The sequence below is a fragment of the Bacillus sp. PK6-16 genome, assembly GCF_056530295.1.
In genome coordinates this window covers 1615759-1640201 of the sequence record NZ_CP096511.1, presented here as the reverse complement: position 1 = coordinate 1640201, position 24443 = coordinate 1615759, and the positions used below count along the sequence as shown (strand labels likewise).

21 protein-coding genes and 1 riboswitch are annotated in these 24443 nt (G+C 36.2%); all 21 genes read right to left on the bottom strand.

Going from position 1 to position 24443, the window contains the following annotated elements:
* Positions 1–241: 241 nt before the first annotated feature.
* The 21 genes from recA to asd all read right to left on the bottom strand — a co-directional run bounded on the left by recA (position 242) and on the right by asd (position 24431).
* Positions 242–1273, bottom strand: a complete 1032-nt coding sequence (gene recA, locus M1D66_RS08555) for a recombinase RecA (protein WP_076875911.1) — start codon at positions 1271–1273, stop codon at positions 242–244.
* A 143-nt stretch (positions 1274–1416) separates the two neighbouring features.
* Positions 1417–2655 (bottom strand): competence/damage-inducible protein CinA, encoded by a 1239-nt coding sequence (cinA, locus tag M1D66_RS08550; protein WP_086386202.1) that lies wholly within the window; start codon positions 2653–2655, stop codon positions 1417–1419.
* Between the two features lie 20 nt (positions 2656–2675).
* Positions 2676–3254, bottom strand: coding sequence for a CDP-diacylglycerol--glycerol-3-phosphate 3-phosphatidyltransferase (gene pgsA / locus M1D66_RS08545; protein ID WP_001052967.1), 579 nt, complete (start codon positions 3252–3254; stop codon positions 2676–2678).
* Between the two features lie 64 nt (positions 3255–3318).
* Positions 3319–4230 carry a helix-turn-helix domain-containing protein gene (locus M1D66_RS08540; RefSeq protein WP_000137461.1) on the bottom strand — a complete coding sequence of 304 codons (912 nt, stop codon included), beginning with the start codon at positions 4228–4230 and terminating at the stop codon, positions 3319–3321.
* A gap of 21 nt (positions 4231–4251) precedes the next feature.
* Positions 4252–5037 (bottom strand): DUF3388 domain-containing protein, encoded by a 786-nt coding sequence (locus M1D66_RS08535; RefSeq protein WP_000574107.1) that lies wholly within the window; start codon positions 5035–5037, stop codon positions 4252–4254.
* Between the two features lie 138 nt (positions 5038–5175).
* Positions 5176–5424 (bottom strand): DUF3243 domain-containing protein, encoded by a 249-nt coding sequence (locus M1D66_RS08530; RefSeq protein ID WP_000114450.1) that lies wholly within the window; start codon positions 5422–5424, stop codon positions 5176–5178.
* A gap of 75 nt (positions 5425–5499) precedes the next feature.
* A complete protein-coding gene (gene ymfI, locus M1D66_RS08525) occupies positions 5500–6213 on the bottom strand; it encodes an elongation factor P 5-aminopentanone reductase (protein WP_000759608.1) in 714 nt (237 codons plus the stop codon).
* A gap of 100 nt (positions 6214–6313) precedes the next feature.
* On the bottom strand, positions 6314–7600 hold the full coding sequence (gene yfmH / locus M1D66_RS08520; protein WP_000411976.1) for an EF-P 5-aminopentanol modification-associated protein YfmH: 1287 nt from the start codon (positions 7598–7600) through the stop codon (positions 6314–6316).
* Positions 7601–8875 carry an EF-P 5-aminopentanol modification-associated protein YfmF gene (gene yfmF / locus M1D66_RS08515; RefSeq protein ID WP_242555101.1) on the bottom strand — a complete coding sequence of 425 codons (1275 nt, stop codon included), beginning with the start codon at positions 8873–8875 and terminating at the stop codon, positions 7601–7603.
* A gap of 209 nt (positions 8876–9084) precedes the next feature.
* A complete protein-coding gene (locus M1D66_RS08510) occupies positions 9085–10044 on the bottom strand; it encodes an ABC transporter permease (RefSeq protein WP_000008856.1) in 960 nt (319 codons plus the stop codon).
* A complete protein-coding gene (locus M1D66_RS08505) occupies positions 10045–11103 on the bottom strand; it encodes an ABC transporter permease (protein WP_001085254.1) in 1059 nt (352 codons plus the stop codon). It lies immediately after the preceding gene.
* Positions 11096–12628, bottom strand: a complete 1533-nt coding sequence (locus tag M1D66_RS08500; protein ID WP_000456914.1) for an ABC transporter ATP-binding protein — start codon at positions 12626–12628, stop codon at positions 11096–11098. Before M1D66_RS08500 ends, M1D66_RS08505 begins: the two co-directional genes overlap by 8 nt.
* Before the next feature lie 117 nt (positions 12629–12745).
* Positions 12746–13831, bottom strand: coding sequence for a BMP family lipoprotein (locus tag M1D66_RS08495; RefSeq protein WP_000725771.1), 1086 nt, complete (start codon positions 13829–13831; stop codon positions 12746–12748).
* A gap of 92 nt (positions 13832–13923) precedes the next feature.
* A complete protein-coding gene (locus M1D66_RS08490) occupies positions 13924–14649 on the bottom strand; it encodes a GntR family transcriptional regulator (RefSeq protein ID WP_000114182.1) in 726 nt (241 codons plus the stop codon).
* A 232-nt stretch (positions 14650–14881) separates the two neighbouring features.
* Positions 14882–14983, bottom strand: a riboswitch (purine riboswitch).
* 203 nt (positions 14984–15186) lie between these two features.
* Positions 15187–17568, bottom strand: coding sequence for a DNA translocase FtsK (locus M1D66_RS08485; protein WP_001118782.1), 2382 nt, complete (start codon positions 17566–17568; stop codon positions 15187–15189).
* 212 nt (positions 17569–17780) lie between these two features.
* A complete protein-coding gene (locus tag M1D66_RS08480) occupies positions 17781–17984 on the bottom strand; it encodes a YlzJ-like family protein (protein WP_000605036.1) in 204 nt (67 codons plus the stop codon).
* Complete coding sequence (tepA, locus tag M1D66_RS08475; protein ID WP_000139806.1) at positions 17981–18730, bottom strand: translocation-enhancing protein TepA; 750 nt, start codon at positions 18728–18730, stop codon at positions 17981–17983. The genes M1D66_RS08480 and tepA overlap by 4 nt, the downstream gene beginning before the upstream one ends.
* 101 nt (positions 18731–18831) lie before the next feature.
* Entirely contained in the window at positions 18832–20502 is a 1671-nt protein-coding gene (locus tag M1D66_RS08470) for a ribonuclease J (RefSeq protein ID WP_000823097.1), read from the bottom strand.
* A gap of 736 nt (positions 20503–21238) precedes the next feature.
* Entirely contained in the window at positions 21239–22117 is an 879-nt protein-coding gene (gene dapA / locus M1D66_RS08465; protein ID WP_000564763.1) for a 4-hydroxy-tetrahydrodipicolinate synthase, read from the bottom strand.
* Positions 22118–22128: 11 nt separating this feature from the next.
* Positions 22129–23361 carry an aspartate kinase gene (dapG, locus tag M1D66_RS08460; protein WP_000692451.1) on the bottom strand — a complete coding sequence of 411 codons (1233 nt, stop codon included), beginning with the start codon at positions 23359–23361 and terminating at the stop codon, positions 22129–22131.
* A 23-nt stretch (positions 23362–23384) separates the two neighbouring features.
* Positions 23385–24431 (bottom strand): aspartate-semialdehyde dehydrogenase, encoded by a 1047-nt coding sequence (gene asd, locus M1D66_RS08455; protein ID WP_000414846.1) that lies wholly within the window; start codon positions 24429–24431, stop codon positions 23385–23387.
* Positions 24432–24443 lie beyond the last annotated feature (12 nt).

The following is a 24443-nucleotide window of genomic DNA, read 5'->3' as shown; positions in this document are numbered from 1 at the left end:
TGTCAAGCGTTGTCTACTTTTACTTTCTTTGCCTTCAGCCTTGAATGTGACCTAAATTTTAAAAGTAAGGAGCCTACTATACTGGAAAACCTTAGTAATTCCCATTTCTTTTACTTAAAATATTTAAATATCCCTCTTTACACAACGCATTTGAAGTAAAAAAATATTTTTTATCTATAATATTATGCTCCTTAATAGTAGATAAAAAAATAAAAGACACGAGGCCGTGTCTTTTATTTTTTTAATCAAGAAGAGTTGGATCTTCTGCACCCTCAGCACCAGAATCTTCACTAATTCCGTGATGCTCACGAATAAAGAAGGCAATTTCTTCTCTTAAATCTGTATTTTCTTTTAAGAACTGCTTCGAATTTTCACGACCTTGTCCTAGGCGTTCTTCATTATAAGAATACCAAGCACCGCTCTTTTGAACGATATCAAGCTCAGAAGCCATATCCAAGATTTCACCTTCTCTTGAAATACCTTCTCCGTACATAATATCAACTTCAGCAACACGGAATGGTGGTGCTACTTTATTTTTCACTACTTTTACTTTTGTTTTATTACCAACGATGTCGTTACCTTGCTTTAATTGCTCCGCACGACGCACTTCAAGACGAACAGTTGAATAGAATTTCAACGCACGACCACCTGGAGTTGTTTCTGGGTTTCCGAACATAACCCCAACTTTTTCACGAATTTGGTTAATAAAGATTGCAATTGTTTTTGATTTGTTGATTGCTCCTGAAAGCTTACGAAGTGCTTGTGACATTAAACGTGCTTGTAAACCTACGTGTGAGTCACCCATGTCGCCTTCAATCTCTGCTTTCGGTACAAGAGCTGCTACAGAGTCAATTACGATAATGTCAACCGCACCACTTCGTACAAGTGCTTCCGCGATTTCTAATCCTTGCTCCCCTGTATCAGGCTGTGATAATAGTAATTCATCTATGTTAACGCCTAATTTTTGTGCATATACAGGATCCATTGCGTGCTCCGCATCGATGAATGCTGCTTGTCCACCTTGACGTTGTACTTCTGCAATTGCATGTAATGAAACTGTCGTTTTACCTGAACTTTCAGGTCCGTAAATTTCGATAATACGGCCACGTGGATATCCGCCTACCCCTAGTGCCACATCAAGTGCTAAAGAACCACTAGAAACCGTAGAAACTCTACGCTCCGCTTGTTCTCCTAATTTCATAATTGAACCTTTACCGAATTGCTTCTCTATTTGTTTTAACGCCATATCTAACGCTGCTTGACGATCACTCATTCAAAATTCCTCCTTAACTGAATTGCTAATCTTATTATACCTATTTTCAATTCAATTTGCCAACAAAAATCGAACATTTATTCGATTTTTTTATTTTCTATCAAATAATATCTAAATTTAACCGTAAAAAAACTAGAAGAAACTTATATCTCTTCTAGCTTTTTATATAAATGATAAAATCCATATTTTGCTGTTCGTTCTCTAATTTGTTGACGACTTCCGCTTAAATTAAGAGGAAAGACTACAGTTGGTTCATCCTTAATCGAAAGCCCAACAAATACTGTTCCTGGTTCTTTCTGTTCTGAAGCATCTGGCCCTGCTACACCAGTGAAACTAATTCCGATATCCGCTTTTAGTACATCCTTAACATTTTCAGCAAGATAACGAGCACATTCTTTACTAACTGCACCATCAGTATGCAACACTTCTTCAGGCACACGTAAAACATGTTGCTTCACATCATTATGATAACAAATGACACCGCCTTTAAACACAGAAGAAACACCAGCGTTTTCAGTTACTTGATTTCCAAAAAGACCACCTGTTAAACTTTCTGCACACGCTAAAGTTAACCCTTTTCTCTTCAATAACTCGATTGCCTTATAATGCAAAAATTCTTGGTCATATCCGTAGAAAAATTCTCCTACTCTTTCTAAAATCAAATCTTCCACATGTTGAATTAGTTTCTCCGCTTCGCTAACATTTTGATGCTTAGCGGTTAAACGTAATGTCACTTCTCCATCATTTGCTAACGGGGCGATTGTTGGGTTTGTTTGTCCATCAATTAAATCTTGAACTTTCACCTCTAATTGGGACTCCCCAATACCGAAGAAACGAAGCACACGAGAATAAATGTTTTCTCCTGTTGTAAAATTACGTAAAAAAGGCTCTACGTAACTTACATACATTGGTTTCATTTCTTTTGGCGGCCCTGGTAATAAAATATAAACTTTTCCGTTTTTATTTACCCCCATACCCGGCGCCATACCGTGGTCATTTGCAAATACTGTTGCTCCATTTAAAACGAGCGCTTGCTTTTTATTATTCTCCGTAAATTCACGGCCTGTACGCTTAAAGTAATTACTTATTAAGGCTAATGCCTTTTCATCATACACAAGCTCTTCATCTAAACTAATAGCTATCGTTTCTTTCGTTAAATCATCTTTTGTCGGTCCTAATCCACCTGTAAAAATAAGTATATCAGCACGTTCTTCCGCAGCTTCAATCGCCTTTTGCAATCGCTTATTATTATCACCAACAACAGTATGATAGTACACGTTAATTCCGATTGAAGCTAACTTTTCAGATAAAAACTGGGCATTTGTATTTGCAATTTGTCCAAGTAATAATTCAGTTCCAACCGCAATAATCTCAGCATTCATCCCAATTCCCCCATAAACTTCTATTTTGAGTTTACAAAAGCAGCTCTATTTTTCCAGAAATAATCCCATCCTGAAATAACAGTAAAGATTAATGCAATCCATATGAAGATATCCGCAACTGGAATATGGATTAAATTTAAAGGTACATCGTGTAATAAATATGCTGCAATCGCAATAATTTGTGTCCATGTCTTAATTTTTCCTAGCTGGTTTGCTGCAACTACTTCCCCTGTTCCAGCAAGTACAAGACGTAAACCAGTTACCGCAAACTCACGACTGATAATTACAATAACAATCCAAGCCGGTACATATTGCATCTCTACCAATGTAATAAGTGCTGCCGAAACAAGTAATTTATCAGCTAACGGGTCAAGAAACTTCCCTAAATTCGTTACAAGATTATATTTTCTTGCGTAATGTCCATCAATCCAATCTGTAGCTGAAGCAATGATAAAGATAAGTGCCCCCACTAAATGTTGAATCGGTAAATCAACATCACCAATTTTGTATGAACCCCAATCAAAGGGTGCTAACATAATTACCATAAAAATTGGAATTAAGAAGATTCTAGATATTGTAATTTTATTTGGTAAATTCACAGCTATTCCTCCATCATATCAAAAACATTTGTTCATCGAAAAAAAGTCATCGAAGCGATGACTGTTATTGTGCAGGTTGCTCTATCCCTTGGTTTTTTATCACCAATCTTTGGTGAAGTTCTTTTTCTGGATCCAATGGATAAGCGACCACTTGGCCATTCAGTTTAACTTCAACATTCGTTGCATTTCCAATATTAAGTCGCACTTCTTTTAATGTTGATACATCACGTTTTTCTATTTGGCCCTCTTGTACTGTAGCGTTTAGAATCACATTCCCAGCATCATCTTTAACATCTACATAACTCGCACCTTTACCCGATAATTCCAGTTCTAATGTTTTATTATTATGAATTTCCAAAGTAGATACCTTTCCAGTTGTTCCAACTACTTTCACTTCTTGCTGTCCAGTTGGTTGTGCTGGTTGCTCCTCTTTCTTTGGTTCTTCTTTCTTTGGTTCCTCTTTTTTTGGCTCTTCCGCTTTCACTTCATCTTTCTTCGTATCTAACGGAGAATCTTTCGCTTTTTGAACTTCAATTTTCTCACTTTGAGCGCTCGGAACTTTTTCATCATCTTTTCCAGTTAACGCTTGAAACACAAACCAGATTACCACTCCAACTGCGATTACTAACAGCGCAACTAAGATTTTCGGCATGTGATCTGCAATTGGCCATGATGAAGATTTTTGCATTGTTTCTTGTGTTTTTTGTCCCGTTGATACTTGTGGAACTTCACGCTTTTCAGATTGTGGTATCGTACTCTGATGTTCTACGAGCAGTTCCTCTCCATTTAATCCAACCGCATCTGCGTATTGTTTAATGAATGCACGCGCATAAAAAGCTCCTGGCAATACATCATAATTGCCTTCTTCAATTGCCACTAAATGGCGTTTTTGAATTTTTGTAATCTCATGCAGCTGATCAATAGACAAGCCTTTCGCTTCTCTTGCTTCTTTCAGCTTTTGTCCCAATTCCGTCACTACTAACACCTCAATATTTCTTTAAAAGTCAAACATAGAGAAATTATTTTGCGTACCTTGCTCAATTTCATCTACTAAATTATATTGAATTTCTTCATCATAATCGTTACGCAACTCGATAATATAATCAAAATCATCCAATGTGTATTCTGACTGACTCACAAATACATCAGGATGTTCCACAACTTTCGTTGCAGGCAATCTCATAATTTCACGAACGAGCTGCCAATGTCTTTCGTTAGCACGCTTCGTTGACACAATTCCATCTAGGATGAAAATATTGTCATCGCTATACTCATCTTCAATTAATTGACTACGAACAGTTTGCTTAATAAGAGTAGATGATACAAATAACCACCTTTTATTTGCACAAACACTTGCAGCAACAATGGATTCTGTTTTTCCGACACGAGGCATTCCGCGTATCCCAATTAGTTTATGGCCTTCTTTTTTCATAATTTCTGCCATAAAGTCTACAAGTAAGCCTAATTCATCACGCACAAATCGAAATGTTTTCTTATCATCTGCATCTCGTTGTATGTACCTACCATGCCTAACCGCTAGCTTATCTCTTAGCTTGGGCGGACGATATTTCGTTACCGTTATGTTATCCATCGTATTTAAAATTGATTCAAGTCTAGAGATTTGCTCTTGATTATCACACATAAGAAGTAACCCACGTCGTGCATTATCTACACCATTAATTGTGACAATATTAATGCCGAGCATACCGATTAACGAAGAAACGTCACCAAGCAAGCCAGGTCGGTTTTTATGTATTTCATATTCAAAATACCATTCAATCATCCAAGATCACTCCCCTTGCTTACTTTACACCTACGTACTATATTATATGATTTCACCTTAATAGGGAAGCTAAATGTATAATCTACCCTGTGTAATTATTATACAAAAAAAGTAGAGAGGAGAATCTCCTCTCTACTTTTACTTATGTTGTACGAACTTAACCATTAAATTTGCAATTGTATGTTGCTCCTGTTCATCAGCAACTTTCCAAAGCTCAGCTAATAATTTCTCTTGGTCATTGCGTCCTTCTACTTCATTAGCAAGATAGTCGCCAACACGAAACGCCATATCTGATACCGCACCGCCATCTAAACCTTTGTCTTGCGCTTGCTCTAAACGTTCTCCTAAAAAGCTCTTCCACTGATCAAAATTATCTAATACTGACATAATTAAGCACCTCACTATTGAGTAATAAAATCATCCTTAATTTGTGCAACTATTCATTTTTTATGTAAGAATTTTTTAGCAGTGCCAACCGCCATTCACTCCGATAATTTGTCCAGTTATGTAAGACGCTCCTGGTGATACGAGGAATGAAACTGTTTTCGCTACTTCTTCTGGTAATCCTATTCTACCTAATGGTATATCTTCAGCAATTCCCATTTTATCTTCTTCAGAAAAAACACTTAACATTTCCGTTTCAATTGCTCCTGGTGCTACTGCATTCACACGTAATCCACTTAAAGAAACTTCTTTCGCTAAAGCTTTCACATATGAATTTTGTGCCCCTTTTACCATTGAATAAAGCACTTCACAAGAAGCCCCTATTTGTCCCCATATAGATGAAACAATTACAATATTACCACTTCTTCTCCCGATCATAGGCGGAAGTGCCATAGAAAGTAATTTATATACGTTCTTCACTTGAAGTTCTACCATATAATCCAATTCATCGTTTGTTACATCTGTTACTAGTCCAAAAATACTCTTCCCAGCTGCGTATACAATAACATCAATAGGATGTTCAATTTGTCCCCACAATTGCCCTGCTCCATCACTAGAAGCTAAATTCGCTTGAACAGGGATAACTTCTCCCCATGCCTTCTGCAATTCCAATACCTTTTCTTCACTGTTATTGTAATGAACATAAACTGTATATCCATCTTGAATTAATTGTTTCGAAATAGCAGAGCCAATTCCTCCGCTCCCTCCAGTTACTAACGCATACTTTTTCATAAAGTCCCTCTCTTATCTCTACAAGTTCAATTTTCACATAACTAAATAATACCCTCATCTTACAATTTTTCAATGATAAGATGAGGGTATCTTTTTAATTTTATTTTTTCGGTAACACCTGACAAATACTCATTTTGTCTTCTGATAACAATAATTTCGCTACTTCTTGTAAGTCTTGAACGGTTAGTCCTTCTAATACAGTCAATGCGTCAAATAGGCTAGATTCATTAAACGCGTATCGTGTAAATTGATTTGCAATATATTCTGGTGAATTCAACGAGCGTAAAAAACCACCAATTTTCTTTTTCTTCACTCGTTCTAATGCCGCCGCATCTAATTGATCATAATCTGTTTTTAATAAAATATCTTTTAAACGATTTGCCAATTCATCAGGTTGTTTCGTATCACCGCCAACCATTGCAAAACCGAAGTTATTTTCTTCTGTATAGTCATACGAGAATGAATCATCAATAAGCCCTTCATTATATAAAGTTTCGTAATGAACAGAACTTTTTCCAAATAAATAATCTAAGAGTAACGTAAGCGCAATTTCTTGTTTTAAAAGCGCTTGCCCCTTTTCCTTTAAATTAGTCGCTTTAATACCAACTAAACATTTCGGTGTTTGCACAGGCATTGAAATAATTTTTTTCTTTTCATTTACCTCATTTGGTTCTTCTTCAAATGAACGCACAATTTCTGGCTGGTTTTTATAATCTTTTTTCGCTTGATTTTCACGTACTAAATCCATTGTTTTCTCTGGATCAATTGCACCCACAACAAATAATAACATATTGCTCGGATGATAAAATGTTTCATAACATTCATACAATAAATCTTTCGTAATTTTACTAATAGATTCGATTGTCCCTGCAATATCAATTTTAATTGGGTGTTTTACAAACAAGCTATCAATTAACCCGAAGTACAAACGCCAATCTGGGTTATCTTGATACATTTGAATTTCTTGCCCAATTATCCCCTTCTCTTTTTCAACCGTTTTTTCAGAGAAATAAGGCTCTTGCACGAAGTTTAGCAATGTATTTAAATTTTGTTCTACGTTTGAAGTACATGAAAAAAGGTAAGCTGTTCGTGTAAAGGATGTAAAAGCATTTGCCGATGCTCCTTGTTTACTAAACAATTGGAAAGCATCGTGATCTTCTTTTTCAAATAATTTATGCTCAAGAAAATGTGCAATTCCATCAGGCACACGAATCATTTCTTCTTTCCCTAATGGTACAAATGTATTATCTACAGAACCATATTTCGTCGTAAACGTCGCAAATGTTTTATTAAATCCTTGTTTCGGTAAAACATATACATCTAATCCATTAGGAAGTTTTTCATAATAGAGTGTTTCTTTTAATTGCTCATAAACAATTTTCTCCATTTACTCTCCCTCCGTTCCTTGTAAAAAGTAAATTGTATCTAGTTCAATATTTTTAGCAACTTTTACAATTTCTTCTTTCGTCACACTTTCTATACCTGTAAGCCATTCTTCAACTGGACGTGTACGATCTGAAATAATACCATGATATAGCATTTCTACAAAGCCACGTGGTGTATCAATTGCCTCTAATATTTGATTTTGGATGACACTTTTTGTTTGATGTATTTCTTCTTCAGAAAACTCTCCGTTTTGCATCGCAAGCATTTGTTCTTTAATAATCTCAACTGCTTTTTCATAATTTTTCGCTTCGATTCCTGACATAACAAATAATAAACCTTTATGACTTTCAAAGCGCGATGCTGCATAGTACGCTAAACTATTTTTTTCACGCACATTTACGAATAACTTCGAATGAGAAAAGCCACCAAACAATCCATTGAACAATTGCAATGCAAAATAATCTTCATCTTTATATGTGACAAATGTACGATAACCGATGTGTAATTTACTTTGTTTTAATTCTTGTTTTTCAACAACTTCTTTTTCTTCATTATTTCGTCTATGAAGGAGTACATTTCTTTCTCTCACTGGACGAGTTGAAATAGAAAAATACTTACTTACAAGATCAACGGCGTTTTCTGAAATATCACCAATAATATATAGATCCATTTCATCTTCCGCTAACACCTTTTGATAATATTGATACAAACTTTCATTTGTAATAGACATAACACTCTTTTTTTTTCCATTTGCACTTAAGCGATACGGTTCTACTTTGCACATTTCTTCAATTAAACGCTCGTTTGCATAACGCATTTTATCATCATAAGTAGCTTCAATTCTCTGTAACAGTGCTCTTTTTTCACTTTCTACGATAGAAGATAGGAAACCGTTCCCCTCCGTTGCTGGATGTAACACAATATCTGACAACATAGAAAGCGCTTTTTCAAATAACGGTGGTGCATCATGTAAATAAACTTCATTTGCAATGTCTACATAAATGGAGATAATATGGTCTTCCCCTTTTTTACTTACATCTACCGCTAAAGAAGATCCGTATAATTCTTCTAAATATTGACGAAGACGAATTACAGAAGGTAATTTTTCTGTCGCACTTTGCAATACGTATGGCAATAGGGCACGCTCTGTCACCGTCTCCTCATTTAAAGGCGCTTTAAAACGAAATACAAAGGTATTCGTTTTATATTTATCAGTCGGAATAATATGTACGCGCAAACCACCTAACTCATGTAGTTGTTGTTCCATTAGTTTCATTTATAGCCCTCCTTTACGTATATAGGAATATTCCTCTTCAATATACAGTTTTTAGAAATAAAAAATCAACTTTTCTCCCTTATTATGCTTACATATGATTCTTTCTAAAAACTTTAATATGTAAGGAACATAGTAAAATTCCGTATTAAATATATTCTATGTAAAAAAGCCCACACTAATGTGCGAGCTTTTTTATACTTATAAAATACTTATCGTTTTCCTTTTTCATAAGGAGTTCCTAATGCTTTAGGAGCTTCAGAACGACCTACAAAACCGACAAGCGCTAATATTGTGAATATATATGGTAATATCGTTAATAAAACACTTGGAATTTGATCTAATACAGGGATTGTTCCGCCCGTTACACTTAAAGATTGCGCAAAACCAAAGAATAGAGCTGCACCTAGTGCGCCTAGTGGATTCCACTTTCCAAAAATCATAGCAGCTAAAGCTAAGAAACCTTGTCCTGTAATAGTTGCCCCTGAGAAGTTATTAGAAATTGACATTGCAAAAATCGCTCCACCAATTCCAGCAAACACTCCTGAAATACAGACTCCAATATAGCGCATTTTATATACGTTAATCCCCATCGTATCCGCTGCCATTGGGTGTTCACCAACAGCACGTAGACGAAGACCGAACGGTGTTTTATAAATAACATACCAAACAACGAATGCTAAAATAATGGCAATATATGACGTTATTGGTACGTTCGAGAAAAATATTTTCCCTAAAACCGGAATATCCGAAAGGCCTGGAATATCAATCTTTTCAATACGATACTGAATAAAGTCAGTCTGCCCTTTATCAAAAATCTTCTTAATTGCAAATACTGTTAAACCAAGAGATAAGAAGTTAATGGCTACACCACTTACAACTTGATCTGCTCGGAATGTAATAGAAGCTACCGCATGAAGTAATGCAAATAATCCACTACCAATTGCCGCAAATAGTAACGCAATCCACGGAGTCATCGTTCCCCAAGTATCACCCATTAATAAGTTTGTAACGACTCCAATAAATGCACCAAATAGCATTAGTCCTTCTAATCCGATATTTACAACACCCGATCGTTCACTAAATACACCACCTAGTGCTGTGAAAATGATAGGTGCCGATGTATATAACGTACCCGTCACAAGAATGGCTAATATATCTAAAAAGCTCATTTATTTCCCCTCCTTGCTCATGCGTGTAAGCGCCCATCTTAACACATAACTACATGCAACAAAGAAGATGATACATGCAATAATTACATTAATAAGCTCTGACGGTACATCTGCCTCAAAGTTCATTTGAGGGGAAGCACTTTTCAAACCACCAAATAATAAAGCTGAAAGGATTATACCAAACGGATTATTCCCTCCAAGTAATGCTACGGCAATCCCATCAAATCCTACTCCTGTAAACGAAGACATCGCTGTCATACTCTGGAATGTCCCTAATCCTTCCATCGCTCCACCAATCCCCGCAAATGCACCAGCAATTGTCATGGAGAATACTACATTACGAGAAACTTTCATACCTGCATATTGAGAAGCATGCTGATTAAATCCTACTGACTTTAATTCGTAACCTAAAGTTGTTCGATCTAATAAGAACCACATTAAAATAGCGATTAAAATTGCTACAATAATTCCCCAATGTAGACGTGAACCATCAGTAATAGAAGCAAGCCAGTCTGAAGATAGTGACGCACTCTCTTTAATATCATACGTTTTGTCATTACCCGCATGTAAGAAACGCTTAATGATGTCATACGTTACATACAACGCGATATAGTTCATCATAATAGTTACAATAACTTCATTCACTTGAAACTTCCCTTTTAAATATCCCGGAATGAAGCCCCAAATTCCGCCCACCAATGCTGCAAATAAAATAGATAATGGAATATGAAGGAAAGCTGGTAGTGAGACTGCATAACCGAACCAAACCGCTGCAAGCCAACCAACTAACAATTGACCCTCTACCCCGATATTAAATAAACCTGTACGAAATGCAAACGCCACCGATAAGCCAGCAAGAATAAGCGGTATCATTGTACGAAGCGTTTCACCAATCGCACTTGCGCTGCCGAACATTCCTGTCCAAAGTGCACTATAACCAACAATTGGATCATAGCCACTAACTAGCATTACAATCGCTCCTACAAGTAAGCCGAAAATAACGGATAGTACTGGGACTAAAATATTTATCGTTCGTTCTGTTAAAAGCTTTTTAGCCATTTGTACCCACCTGCTCCTTCTTTGTTCCTCCAGCCATTAACAATCCAAGCTGTTGTTCATTCGTTTCTTTCGCATCAACTATTGCTACAATTTCCCCTTCATAAATAACAGCAATTCGATCGCTAACATTTAAGATTTCATCTAACTCTAATGATAAAAGTAATACACCTTTTCCTTTATCCCTTTGCTCTATTAATCTCTTATGAATAAATTCAATTGCTCCTACATCTAAACCACGTGTTGGCTGTGCCGCAATTAATAAATCTGGATTTCGGTCTACTTCACGTGCAATAATTGCTTTTTGTTGATTCCCCCCAGATAGAGCACGTGCCAACGTTTGCTCACTAGGTGTACGCACATCAAACTGTTCAATAAGAGCCTTTGCTTTTTCTGTAATTTTGCTGAAATTTAAAATCCCTTTCTTTGAAAATGGATTTTTATAATACGTTTGCAGAACTATATTATCTCTAACAGAAAAATCAAGAACGAGTCCGTGTTTATGACGATCTTCTGGAATATGACCAATTCCTTCTTCTGTTATTCTTCTAACAGGCCAATTTGTTATTTCTTTTCCTTTAATTGCAATAGAACCTGACTCAACTTTTCGTAAACCAGTAATTGCTTCTATTAATTCACTTTGTCCGTTTCCATCAATCCCTGCAATCCCAACAATTTCCCCCGCACGAACAGTTAAGTCAAGGCCTTTTACAGCAGGTAGTTGACGTGCATCGTGAACAACAAGGTTTGCAATTGAAAGTACCTCTTCTTTTGGCTTCGCGTCTATTTTTTCTGTTTTAAAATTCACTTGACGTCCGACCATTAATTCTGCAAGTTTATTTTCATCCGTATTTGCAACGTCAACCGTTCCAATCCCTTTTCCTTTACGAATAATCGTACAACGATCGCAAACTTCCATAATTTCTTTCAACTTATGTGTAATAAGAACAATAGATTTTCCTTCTTGCACAAGCTTTTTCATAATTTGAATTAGCTCATGAATTTCTTGCGGTGTTAACACAGCTGTTGGTTCATCAAATATTAAAATTTCTGCACCGCGGTAAAGAGTTTTCAAAATCTCAACACGCTGCTGCATACCAACTGAAATATCCTGTATTTTCGCATATGGATCTACAGATAAACCGTATTGTTCAGACAGTTTTTGAATTTCTTTAGCAGCTTCCTCAACAGCAATTTTCCCTTTTTTCTTCGGTTCATTTCCGAGAATAATATTCTCTGTAACTGTAAAATTATGAACAAGCATAAAGTGTTGATGGACCATTCCAATACCAAGGTCATTTGCTATATTCGGATTTGTGATTTTTACAGGTTTACCTTTAATTTTAATTTCGCCCTGCTCTGGTTGGTACAAACCAAATAGTACATTCATCAATGTGGATTTCCCTGCACCATTTTCTCCAAGTAAAGCATGTATCTCACCCTGCTTTACTTGCAGCGTAATATCATCATTCGCTACAATGCCTGGGAATACTTTCGTAATGTTATTCATCTCAATTACGTATTCCATTGTGTTCCTCCTTTTAACAGGGAACATTCCCTATTACACTATTAACTTATTAAGCAATTCGGAAGTTTTATACATACAAAGGTTAGTTCTATGAACTAACCTTTGCTATTTCTCTATTTATTTTTTTAGAGAAGCTTCGTATTCTTTATACTCTTTATCTGTAGCTGGCACTTTAATTTCACCGGCTGTAATTTTCTTTTCAAGCTCTTCTACTTTTGTTAAAATTTCAGGGTTAACTTTTTTCACGTTATCAGTTGTTTTTGAAATACCAATACCGTCATCTTTTAAGCCAAACTCTTCAATTTTCCCACCTTTTAAATTCCCATCTTTTGCTTCTTTAGCTACTTTTTCTACAGCTACATCAACACGTTTAATCATTGAAGTTAATGTTACATTTTCAGGCATACCTTCTTGATGTTGGTCACGGTCAACACCTATTACCCAAACGTTTTCACCTTTTTTCTTACGGTTTTTCGCTTCTGTGAACACACCGTTACCTGTACCACCAGCAGCATGATAAATTACGTCTACGCCTTGACCATACATTGCTGAAGCAAGAACTGTACCTTTTTCAGGCTTATCGAATGCTTCTGCATATTCAGATACGATTTCAATGTTTGGATTTACTGCCTTTGCACCAGCTTTAAATCCATTTTCAAATTTACTAATTAAATCACTTTTCATTCCACCAACAAATCCTACTTTATTCGATTTTGTTGACATAGCTGCTACCGCACCTACAAGGAATGATCCTTCATGATCTTTAAACGTAATGCTCGTTACGTTCGGTGCATCTACAACAGTATCTACGATTGCAAATTGTTGTTTTGAAGATTCTTTTGCTACTTCTTTAATTGCACCTTCTAATTTATAACCAATTCCGAATGTTAAATCATATTTATCTTTTGAGAATTTTTTTAAATTCGGAATATAATCAGCTTCTTTTTCAGACTGAAGGTAACGATAATTTGTCTTTTCTTTTAAACCATTATCTTTACCAAACTTTTGTAACCCTTCCCAAGAAGATTGGTTAAATGACTTATCATCAACGCCCCCAACATCCGTTACAAGACCAACCTTGAAATCTTTATTGTCTTTCGTGTCTTTCTTGTCACTGCTCGCCTTATCCGAGTTACCACATGCACCTAAAACTGTACTTGCTGCTAAAGTTAATGATAATAAAAGGCCTGCTTTTTTCTTCATACTAGAAACCCCTCCAAAAATGATATATATTTATTTATTCTTACGCTGCTGTTCCTTACTTCTTGCTGTCACCTCCCTAAAAAGGAATTTACCTACATACGCTTTCTTAATACGTGGAAGCTAAATTTATCAGCTCTAAAGTAATTGATAGAATATAAGATTGGCTCATCATTTTGATCATAGTGCATTTGTTTTAATACAAGCAGTGCTGTTTCAGGCTCACATTCTAAAATTGGTGAGATTTTAGGGTGATAGCCAATTGGCTCAATGTGAGCAACCGCATATGTTATGCGCTTATGCGTGTTATTATGTATCACCGTTAATAATGATTCCTCATTGTAACCCGATAAGTCTGGCAATATTTCTTTTGCAAGTTTATCGATACAATACACAACAGGTTCCCCATCTGCTGTACGCACGCGTTCAATCATCACTGCATTAAAACCATCTTCACTATTAAACTTCTCTTTTTCCTCTTCTGTTAAAGTTGTAGTAGATGATGATAAAAAGATTGTTCCTGGTGTTTTCCCCACACTAGAAATCATATCTGTAATACTAGAAAGTTGTTCTATTCCAGAAGAAAATAATGGCTTTGCATTTACAAATGTCCCTACACCATGTCTACGAATGACAACATTTTCTTCTTCTAAAATACGCAACGCTTCCCTTAAAGTCGCTCTACTTACGCCAAGTTCTTTCGCTAAATCAAACTCTGATGGTAACTTTTGTCGTTCTTTATAAGCGCCATCTTTAATTTTTTCTTTGATGTGATCAATCACCCGTAGATATAGGTGACGACTATCAGATTTTACTGACATAAGACTCCCCCGCATTTCAATTATTCGACCTCTGATGTAAGACTTCTTTTCTCTTTTTTCAACTTACAACATAGTACAAATGACTAAACACCAAAATAAGTGTAATTGTCGAATAAATAATAATAATTTTTTAAAATAAAATTTTCACTCTTTATTGCATAAAAAAAACTTTGCACCATAAACATTCCTCATTTCGAGAAAAAGTTCGGCACAAAGATCCTTTACATCCTTTGTTACACACTTTTCCCCTCATAGTCTAGCAATTCATGGTTGCCAGGTAGAAACTTATGGACCTTATCTCCAAGATTATATGAGGCAGTGATTCTTTTCGAAGTAATCTTACCACTTGCTCTCATACGTGTCAACAAAATCTAACATTTTTCTGCATTAAATATCGAACATTTACATAAAACATACTCAAAGTATTCGTATTCTAAAGGGCACCCCTAAATGTAAGCCCTTTCTTTATCGCTGAGTATAGTATATAACAAAAACACTATATAAAAAAGCCTAATTGTAAAAACAATTAGGCTTTTTTTAAGAACTTTTTTCTTGTACATCATTAATGAGTACTTCCCTCGGTTTACTCCCTTCATACGGACCTACTACACCATTCATTTCCATTGCATCAATTAGGCGAGCAGCTCGCGTATAACCTACTCTAAACCTACGTTGTAACATAGAAACAGATGCTGTTTGCATTTCCACTACAAGTTGAACCGCTTCATCATATAATTCATCTTCTACTTCCTGCTTCGTATCAGGAACATCTTGCGGAATCATATCTTCTTGATATTGTGCTTTTTGCTGTCCAATAACATATTCTACAACTCTCTCAACTTCATCATCTGATAGAAATGCGCCTTGTACACGTACAGGTTTCGATGCACCAATTGGTATAAACAGCATGTCTCCACGACCTAGTAGCTTCTCTGCACCACCACCGTCAAGAATTGTACGAGAATCTGTTTGAGAAGATACAGCGAATGCAATACGTGATGGAATATTTGCTTTAATAACACCCGTAATAACGTCAACTGACGGACGTTGCGTTGCAATAATTAAATGAATACCAGCAGCACGAGCCATTTGCGCTAGACGCATAATCGCATCCTCTACATCAGACGAAGCAACCATCATTAAATCTGCTAACTCGTCCACAATTACTACAATATAAGGTAATTCGGGTTGTTTCGCTTCTGATTGACTATTATGCTCTTTTATATAATCGTTGTATCCTTCAATGTTACGTGTACCACTATGAGCAAACAATTCATAACGACGTTCCATTTCACTCACAACTTTTTTCAATGCTTGCGATGCTTTTTTCGGATCAGTTACAACTGGCGTTAACAAATGAGGCACACCGTTATATACATTTAGCTCTACCATTTTCGGGTCAATCATCATTAATTTTACTTCATGTGGTTTTGCACGCATTAAAATACTAACAATAATACCGTTAATACATACACTTTTCCCGCTACCTGTCGCACCAGCTACGAGTAAATGAGGCATTTTATTTAGACGGGCTAATACAGCTTCACCTGTAATATCTCGGCCAAGACCAATTAACAACTTCTCTTCCGGATGATTATTAGCCTTGGAGTCAAGAACTTCCCTCAGCGTTACCATCGAAACCTCTGAGTTTGGAACTTCGATCCCTACAGCTGATTTCCCGGGAATTGGCGCTTCAATACGAATGTCCTTTGCAGCTAAAGCAAGGGCTAAATCATCACTTAAACTGACAATTTTGCTTACCTTTACCCCCATATCAGGATACACTTCATATTTTGTAACTGCAGGACCTCTATGCACTTTTGTTACTTTCGCTTTCACTCCAAAACTTTGGAATGTACGTTCTAATTTACGAGCATTCTCATAAATTTCCGCATTTTCATTTGTAACTTGCTTATTCTTTGGAAATTTTAATATATCAAGTGAAGGAAGCTTGTAATCTTTATTTTCTACATTTGAAAATTGCATAGGAGGTGCTTGCGCTTCGCTCTCTAACGATTCAACAATTTTTTCTCCACGCTTTTTCTTTGGTTCTTCAATTGGCGGAGTCTCTTCAATAAACGGTGAAGTGATCAACTCTTCTTGCTCTACTTCAATTCGTTTATCCTCTTCTTCATTTACAGGATAATTCTCAGTGAAATTCGAAATAATCGGAGGATCAATTGAGATTTCTTCCATCGGCTCAATAATTTCTTCTTGTTCTGCAGCACGTTTGCTTCTTGTGCTTCTTGTTGTTTTTTTCTTTTCTGTTTGTTCAGCCGTTCTTTTGGCTCTCCAATCTTTATAATCCCCTTGCATCACTTGAAACTGACTTCTAAGAATTCTACCAACTGGAGCTAACACTTCTCCAATATGCTTATTTGTTATACAAAGTATACCGAGAATAACTAGAATAATACCAATGATATAAGCTCCTACTTCGTCAAATAAGAAGTAACATGTTGCGAACATAAGCGCACCAAACATACCACCACCTAAATGAACGCTATCTGGCCCCTTTTTCATTTCAAGAAAGAAGTTATCTTTCGTACTCACAATAACAGAAGTATTTTGCACTGCTCCATCTTTTGTAAGAAGGTTAAATAATGTAATATGACTAAACATTAATATCGCCAATACAATTAAATAAAATCCAATTAATCGTTTATTTAAAAGGTTCGGCCATCCGCGTTTTATAACAAAGGAAACCGATAAAGCTATTACACCTAACACACCAATTATGTACCACTCACCAAAGAAGAAGCGAAAAAATAACACAAACGATTTCCCTACAACGCCTAGCTGTAAAATCGTAATGATTGAAAGTGCAAAAAGAGTTAAACCGACGATTTCATAATACAAAGTTGGCTTTATCGTACGTCTTGCCTTTGCCTTCGTCCCTCTTTGCTTTTGTTTTGCCATTTCTTCACCTCGTGTTCTACATATAAGTAAAGCTCCCTTCAAAATGCTCTATTTATATGTCTGTTTTCTCTATTTTTCAGGTCTTTATATCTTCTATTTTTACACTTCTTGTAAAATGCTAAATAAACAGAAGAAAGCAGCCTACTCATGGCTGCTCAACCGTCTTGTTTTTTATATTATACCATAGCTTCTAAACAAAATCCTTCTTTTTGCTAAAAGGTTATTTTCTGACCGGGCTCAAACTCTAAATAGTGAAGTGGGTCCGTACTTAGCACACGTACAATAGAATAACATCCATGTTCCTCTTCAGAAACCATTAATTCCACACCATTTATATTTACAACTTTTTGACTTTCACATTGTGAATAATCGACCGGATACACAAGTTGCTCTGGCATAATTGTATATAAAATCATTGTAGCATTGTCCCTTCTGTACTATCTTCCGCACGAACATCTATTAATTCGTTTAATTTTCGAATCGCATTTCCAATACCGCCGACATCATCTATAAGACCGTACTTTACTGCATCCCCACCAATTACATTCGTCCCAATATCTCGCGTTAAATTTCCTTTCGCAAACATAAGCTCTTTAAAACGATCTTCTGTTACTTTCGAGTGCTTCGTCACAAAACGAATGACTCTTTCTTGCATCTTATCCAAATACTCAAATGTTTGTGGCACACCTATGACAAGACCTGTTAAACGAATTGGATGAATTGTCATCGTCGCAGTTTCCGCAATAAACGAATAGTCAGTAGAAACAGCAATCGGTACACCGATGGAATGTCCCCCACCTAAAACTAGAGATACTGTTGGTTTTGAAAGTGAAGCTACCATTTCAGAAATTGCTAGCCCAGCTTCAACGTCACCTCCAACTGTATTTAATATTAAAAGCAAACCTTCAATTTTCGGATTTTGTTCAATCGCAACAATTTGCGGAATGATATGCTCATATTTTGTTGTTTTATTTTGCGGTGGTAATTGAACATGACCTTCCACTTGTCCGATAATCGTTAAACAATGAATACGTGATTCATTCATCTGTGGTACATTTGTCTGTCCAAGCTGTTGAATTTTTTCAACTATTGAAGCCTCTTTTCCAGCTTCTTTTGGCTCAGCTTCTTTTTCTTCATTTGTATATCGATCACGTTCTGTCATTTCGCATCCCCTTTCACTCGTATATAACTATTATTTCTTAAGTTATAAATTTCATTCGATAGGGTTAAAAAGAAAAAAGATCACCCATAAGGGTGATCTTTTTATACTTCCATAATAATCGGTAAAATCATAGGTTTTCTCTTTGTCTCTTCGTACAAGAACTGTCCTAATAATTCACGAATATTTTGTTTTAACATTGACCATTCAATTGAATATTCTTTAATTGACTGCTCAACAATCATACGTACAATCTCTGTAGATCGTTCAATTAACGCTTCTGATTCACGAACATATACGAAACCACGTGAAATGATTTCTGGGCCAGAGATAATTTTCTTTTCATCTTTACCAAGCGTTACAACAACTACTAGTATTCCATCTTGAGATAACATCTTTCTATCTCGAAGAACGATATTACCAACGTCACCTACACCTAATCCATCAATTAAAACATTACCAGCTTGTACTTTACCGACTAAGTTTGCTTCATCGTCACCAAAAGCAATTACATCGCCTTTTTCTACGATAAAGATATTTTCTCTTGTAATACCTACATCTTCAGCTAAATATGCATGTGCTTTTTGCATACGGAACTCACCATGTACGGGTACAAAGTACTTTGGTTTCATTAAATTTAACATTAATTTTAATTCTTCTTGGCTACCGTGACCTGACACGTGAACTTTTCGTTCGCCGTAATAAACAACTTCAGCTCCAGCTCTAAATAACAAATCAATAATTTTTGATACAGATATTTCATTACCCGGAATTGGCGAAGCAGCAATGATAACAGTATCACCTTTACGAATTGAAATTTGTTTATGTGCTTGTTTTGCCATTCTAGATAGAGCAGCCATCGGTTCACCTTGACTACCTGTCGTTAAAATAGCTACCTTTTTCTCTGGGAAGTTGTCTACTTCTTGTAATGAAATAACCATACCTTCTGGAACATTTAAATAACCAAGACGTCTTGCAATGTCTACTACTTTCACCATACTACGTCCTACTACCGCTACTTTTCGCCCTGTTTCAGCAGCTGCATCAAATACTTGTTGAATACGATGTACATTCGATGCAAATGAAGCAACGATAATACGACCTTCTGCACCGTAGAACACTTTAGAGATTTCTACACCAACTTCTTTTTCTGAACCTGTATAGCCTGGGCGCTCTGCGTTTGTACTATCAGATAATAAGCAAAGTACGCCTTCATTTCCGATTTGCGCCATTTTCCCAAGGTCTGCTCCACTATTTCCAATTGGAGTTTGATCGAATTTAAAGTCTCCCGTATATACGACTGCACCTTTTGATGTATGGAAACAAACGCCAACAGAATCCGGAATACTATGTGTCGTTCCGAAGAATGACACCGTTGTAGTGTTAAATTCTACTGTTGAATTTGAATCGATTGTTTTTAGGTCTACACGGCCTAACATGCCCGCTTCACCAAGTTTTTCTTGTATAAGTCCTACTGTTAATTTCGTTGCATAGACTGGAATAGATAATTTACGAAGCACATACACAATTCCACCAATATGATCTTCATGACCGTGAGTAATAAATAAACCTTTTACTCGCTCTTGATTTTCCACTAAATATGTAATATCAGGAATAACGATATCAATTCCAAACATTTCATCTCCCGGGAACATTAACCCTGCATCTACGATAAAGATTTCAGAATCAATTTCAACACAGTACATGTTTTTCCCGATTTCACCTACTCCACCAAGAGCAAATACTTTAACAGACTCATTCTCTTTTCTCTTCATGTTGTTGCCTGGTTTAAAAATCTTGCAAACACTGATTTCACTAAAATTGCAGAGACACCAGGGGAAACTCTACAACCACCATATTTTCACCGTCCAAGACGAATGTCCTTACCGTTATGCGATATCATGTCCTTGTTTATTTTTTAAACCAGGTTTCACCTCTCTTTCATTATATAAATCAAATATCTTATTCGATATGATATGAAAATTTAATTAAATTATAATTTTTCCCAATTTTGCTAAGCATACCCGTACTAAGCTACTTAGCCATATTATACCTGATACAAGAAATAGAACACAAGTTAAATCGTGCGAAAGAAAGAGTAAAAGAACGGAATGACAACAAAAGTATCGAACGTATTTCCTTTATATTTATTCCGATTTTATACTCCATATTATTTTTAAGAACTAGCCATACATACGCTAAATTCATTTCATAATAGGAAGTTTCAAGATTTATTTTTCTAGAATCCAACAAAAACACTTACAAAATGGAGTTTTTTTATGAATTACGTCATATTTGAGGGGATTTCTCTAAAAACAGACACCGTAGTTTATTACGTTTATGCCATAATATCTATCATTTTTTGACTCAGTTAAAGGGGTACGATTATTTTCTTATACACATAATGAAGAAGCGATTAATATTCTTATAAGAACACATATAAGTAAGAAAAAGAGGAAAAGATTTGCATATAATAAAAAATGACCTAGTTCTACACTAGGTCATTTTTTATTAACGAGGGATAGATTGCATTACAGATTGTAACGTTACTCTTTCTTCTTCTGTTAATGGAAGAAGTGGTAAACGTACAGAACCTACATCTAATCCAACCATTTGTAACGCTGTTTTTACTGGAGTTGGACTTGGCGCCATAAATAATGAATCAGTTACTCTTACAAGTAATTGATGTAATTTTTGTGCCTTCTTAAATTCTCCTGCTTGAAATGCTGTAATCATTTCTTGCATTTCGTTTCCGATAACATGAGAGGCTACCGAAACGATACCTTTCGCTCCAACTGCCATAGCTGGTAACGTTAAACCGTCATCACCGCTGTATACCGCAAAGTCGTCCGCTGTTTTTTCAATGATTTCTGTCATTGTTAACACATCGCCGCCGGCATCTTTAATAGCAACAATGTTTTCTATTTCTGATAAACGAACAACTGTATCAACGGAGATTTGTACAATAGATCGTCCTGGAACGTTATATAGCATAACCGGAAGCGGCGTGCTTTCAGCAATTGCTTTAAAATGCTGATACATTCCTTCTTGACTCGGTTTGTTATAATACGGTGCTACTAGCATTACTGCATCCACACCAACTTCTGTTGCCTTTTTAGTTAAGTCAATAGAAGCATGCGTATTATTGCTACCTGTTCCAGCGATTACGGGCACTCTTTTATCGACAACAGATACGACATGGCGATATAACGCTACTTTCTCTTCTGAAGTTAATGTAGGAGATTCTCCTGTCGTTCCTCCTACCACGATTGCTGTTGTACCGTTATCAATTAAATAATTTACCAATTTCGTTGTCTTTGCAAAATCGATATTCCCGTTTATATCAAACGGTGTTACCATCGCGGTTGCAATTGTCCCAAAATCTATCATGGTCTCACTCCTTATTGTTCCAGTTGCTTTTCTTTTGAAAGCTCAAACGCACTATGTAATGCATTTACAGCCTCCACTAAATCAGTTTCTTTTACAAGAACCCAAATTGTTGTATGACTATCTGCCGATTGCAGGATTTGAATACCTTTTTCCGCTAAAGCTGTAACGATTTTCGCAGTAACCCCTGGGTATCCTGCCATTCCAGCCCCAACAATAGATACTTTCGCACAATGTTCTGTCACAATTGGCTCATATCCAAGGTTCTGTAATAATTTAACTGCATGACTTGATACATTATCACTCACCGTATATGCTACGCCAGTAGGTGAAATATTAATTAAATCAACACTTATTCCTTCGTTCGCCATCTCTTTAAACACATGTTGTTGCAAATCATATGCCGTTTCTTTTGCAAGCACTTTAATTTGCGTTACGTTTGATACGTGGGCAATGCCTGTAACAGGACGTTCTTCTACATCACGACCTCTTGTAGCACCGTCATATGCTGAAATAAGCGTACCTTCACTATCAGAATACGTAGAACGTACACGAAGTGGCACTTTTGCATGCATCGCAATTTCAACTGCACGTGGATGAACGACTTTCGCACCTTGATAAGCCATGTTACAAATTTCGTTATACGTTACAGTTTGAAGATGACGTGCATCTTTTACAATACGAGGATCCGCAGTCATAACACCTTCTACATCAGTGAATATATCGATGTATTCAGCATGAAGTGCAACACCTAATGCTGAAGCTGAAGTATCACTACCTCCGCGTCCAAGTGTTGTCGTATCACCTTTTTTCGTTTGTCCCTGGAATCCTGTAACGACGATTACATCTACATTTTCTAACTCTTCATGTATACGATCGCAATTCATTTCAATAATCTTTGCATTCGTAAAGTCATCATTCGTTACAAAACCAGCTTGTGCACCATTTAATGCTGCTGCTTTTATACCATTCTCATTCAACATATTAGAGAAAACAATTGCAGAGATTAACTCTCCACACGATAATAATAAATCTTGCTCACGCTTAGAAATAGTAGATTCCTCTTGATTTACAAGACTTAATAACGTATCCGTTGCATATGGTTCACCTTTACGGCCCATAGCAGATACGACAGTAACTACTTTATAACCAGCAGCTAATGATTTTTTTATATGATGAAGCGCATGCTTACGTCCATTGTCATCACGTACTGATGTGCCACCAAATTTTTGAACAATTATTTTCATATTTTGCACCTTCTCTTAGCCGTTTACACTAATTGTAATTTTACTAAGCGCTCTGCAATTTGAACAGAATTCCATGCAGCGCCTTTTAATAAGTTATCAGATACGACCCAAAGATGGAATCCTTTATCGTTATTTAAATCTTTACGGATTCTTCCAACGAATACTTCGTTTTTACCTACTGCAGTAGCTGGCATTGGATATAACTGCTCTTCTGGATTATCTTGCAGAACAATACCTTCCGCATTTGCAAGTAAGCTCTTTAATTCTGCTACTGTTACGCCTTCTTTTTCTACTTCGATGTAAACAGACTCAGAGTGTCCTGATACAACTGGTAAACGTACACATGTTGCCGCTACTTCTAATTCAGGCATATGCATAATTTTTTTCGTTTCGTTAATCATTTTCATTTCTTCAAACGTAAATCCATTATCTTGGAATTTATCAATCTGTGGAATCGCATTAAAAGCAATTGGGAAATGCTTCTTATCACCTGATACAGGAAGAACATTTGCCTTAACTTCTTCGCCATTTAAGATTGCTTGTGATTGTTCATGCAGTTCTTCAATAGCTGCCGCACCAGCACCTGATACAGCTTGATATGTGGAAACGATTACTCGTTTTAAACCATATTGCTGACGAACTGGCTCAAGAGCTACTACCATTTGAATTGTAGAACAGTTTGGATTTGCAATAATACCATTATGTTCTTTTAAGTCGTTTTCATTTACTTCAGGTACAACAAGTGGCACGTTTTCTGTCATACGGAATGCACTTGTATTATCAACAACAATCGCACCGCGTTTTGCTGCTTCTGGCGCTAATTGTTTCGATACAGATCCACCAGCACTAAATAGTGCAATATCTACTCCTTCAAAGCTTTCAGGAGTTGCCTCTTGAACTGTAAATTCTTCGCCTTTAAATACAAGTTTCTTACCTGCAGATCGTTTAGATGAAAGTAACGTTAATTTCCCGATTGGAAATTCTCGTTTCTCTAAAGTATTTAACATTTGTTCACCAACTGCGCCGGTTGCTCCAACTACAGCGACATGAAAAGTTTTTTGCTTTTCCATCACTATGCCCCT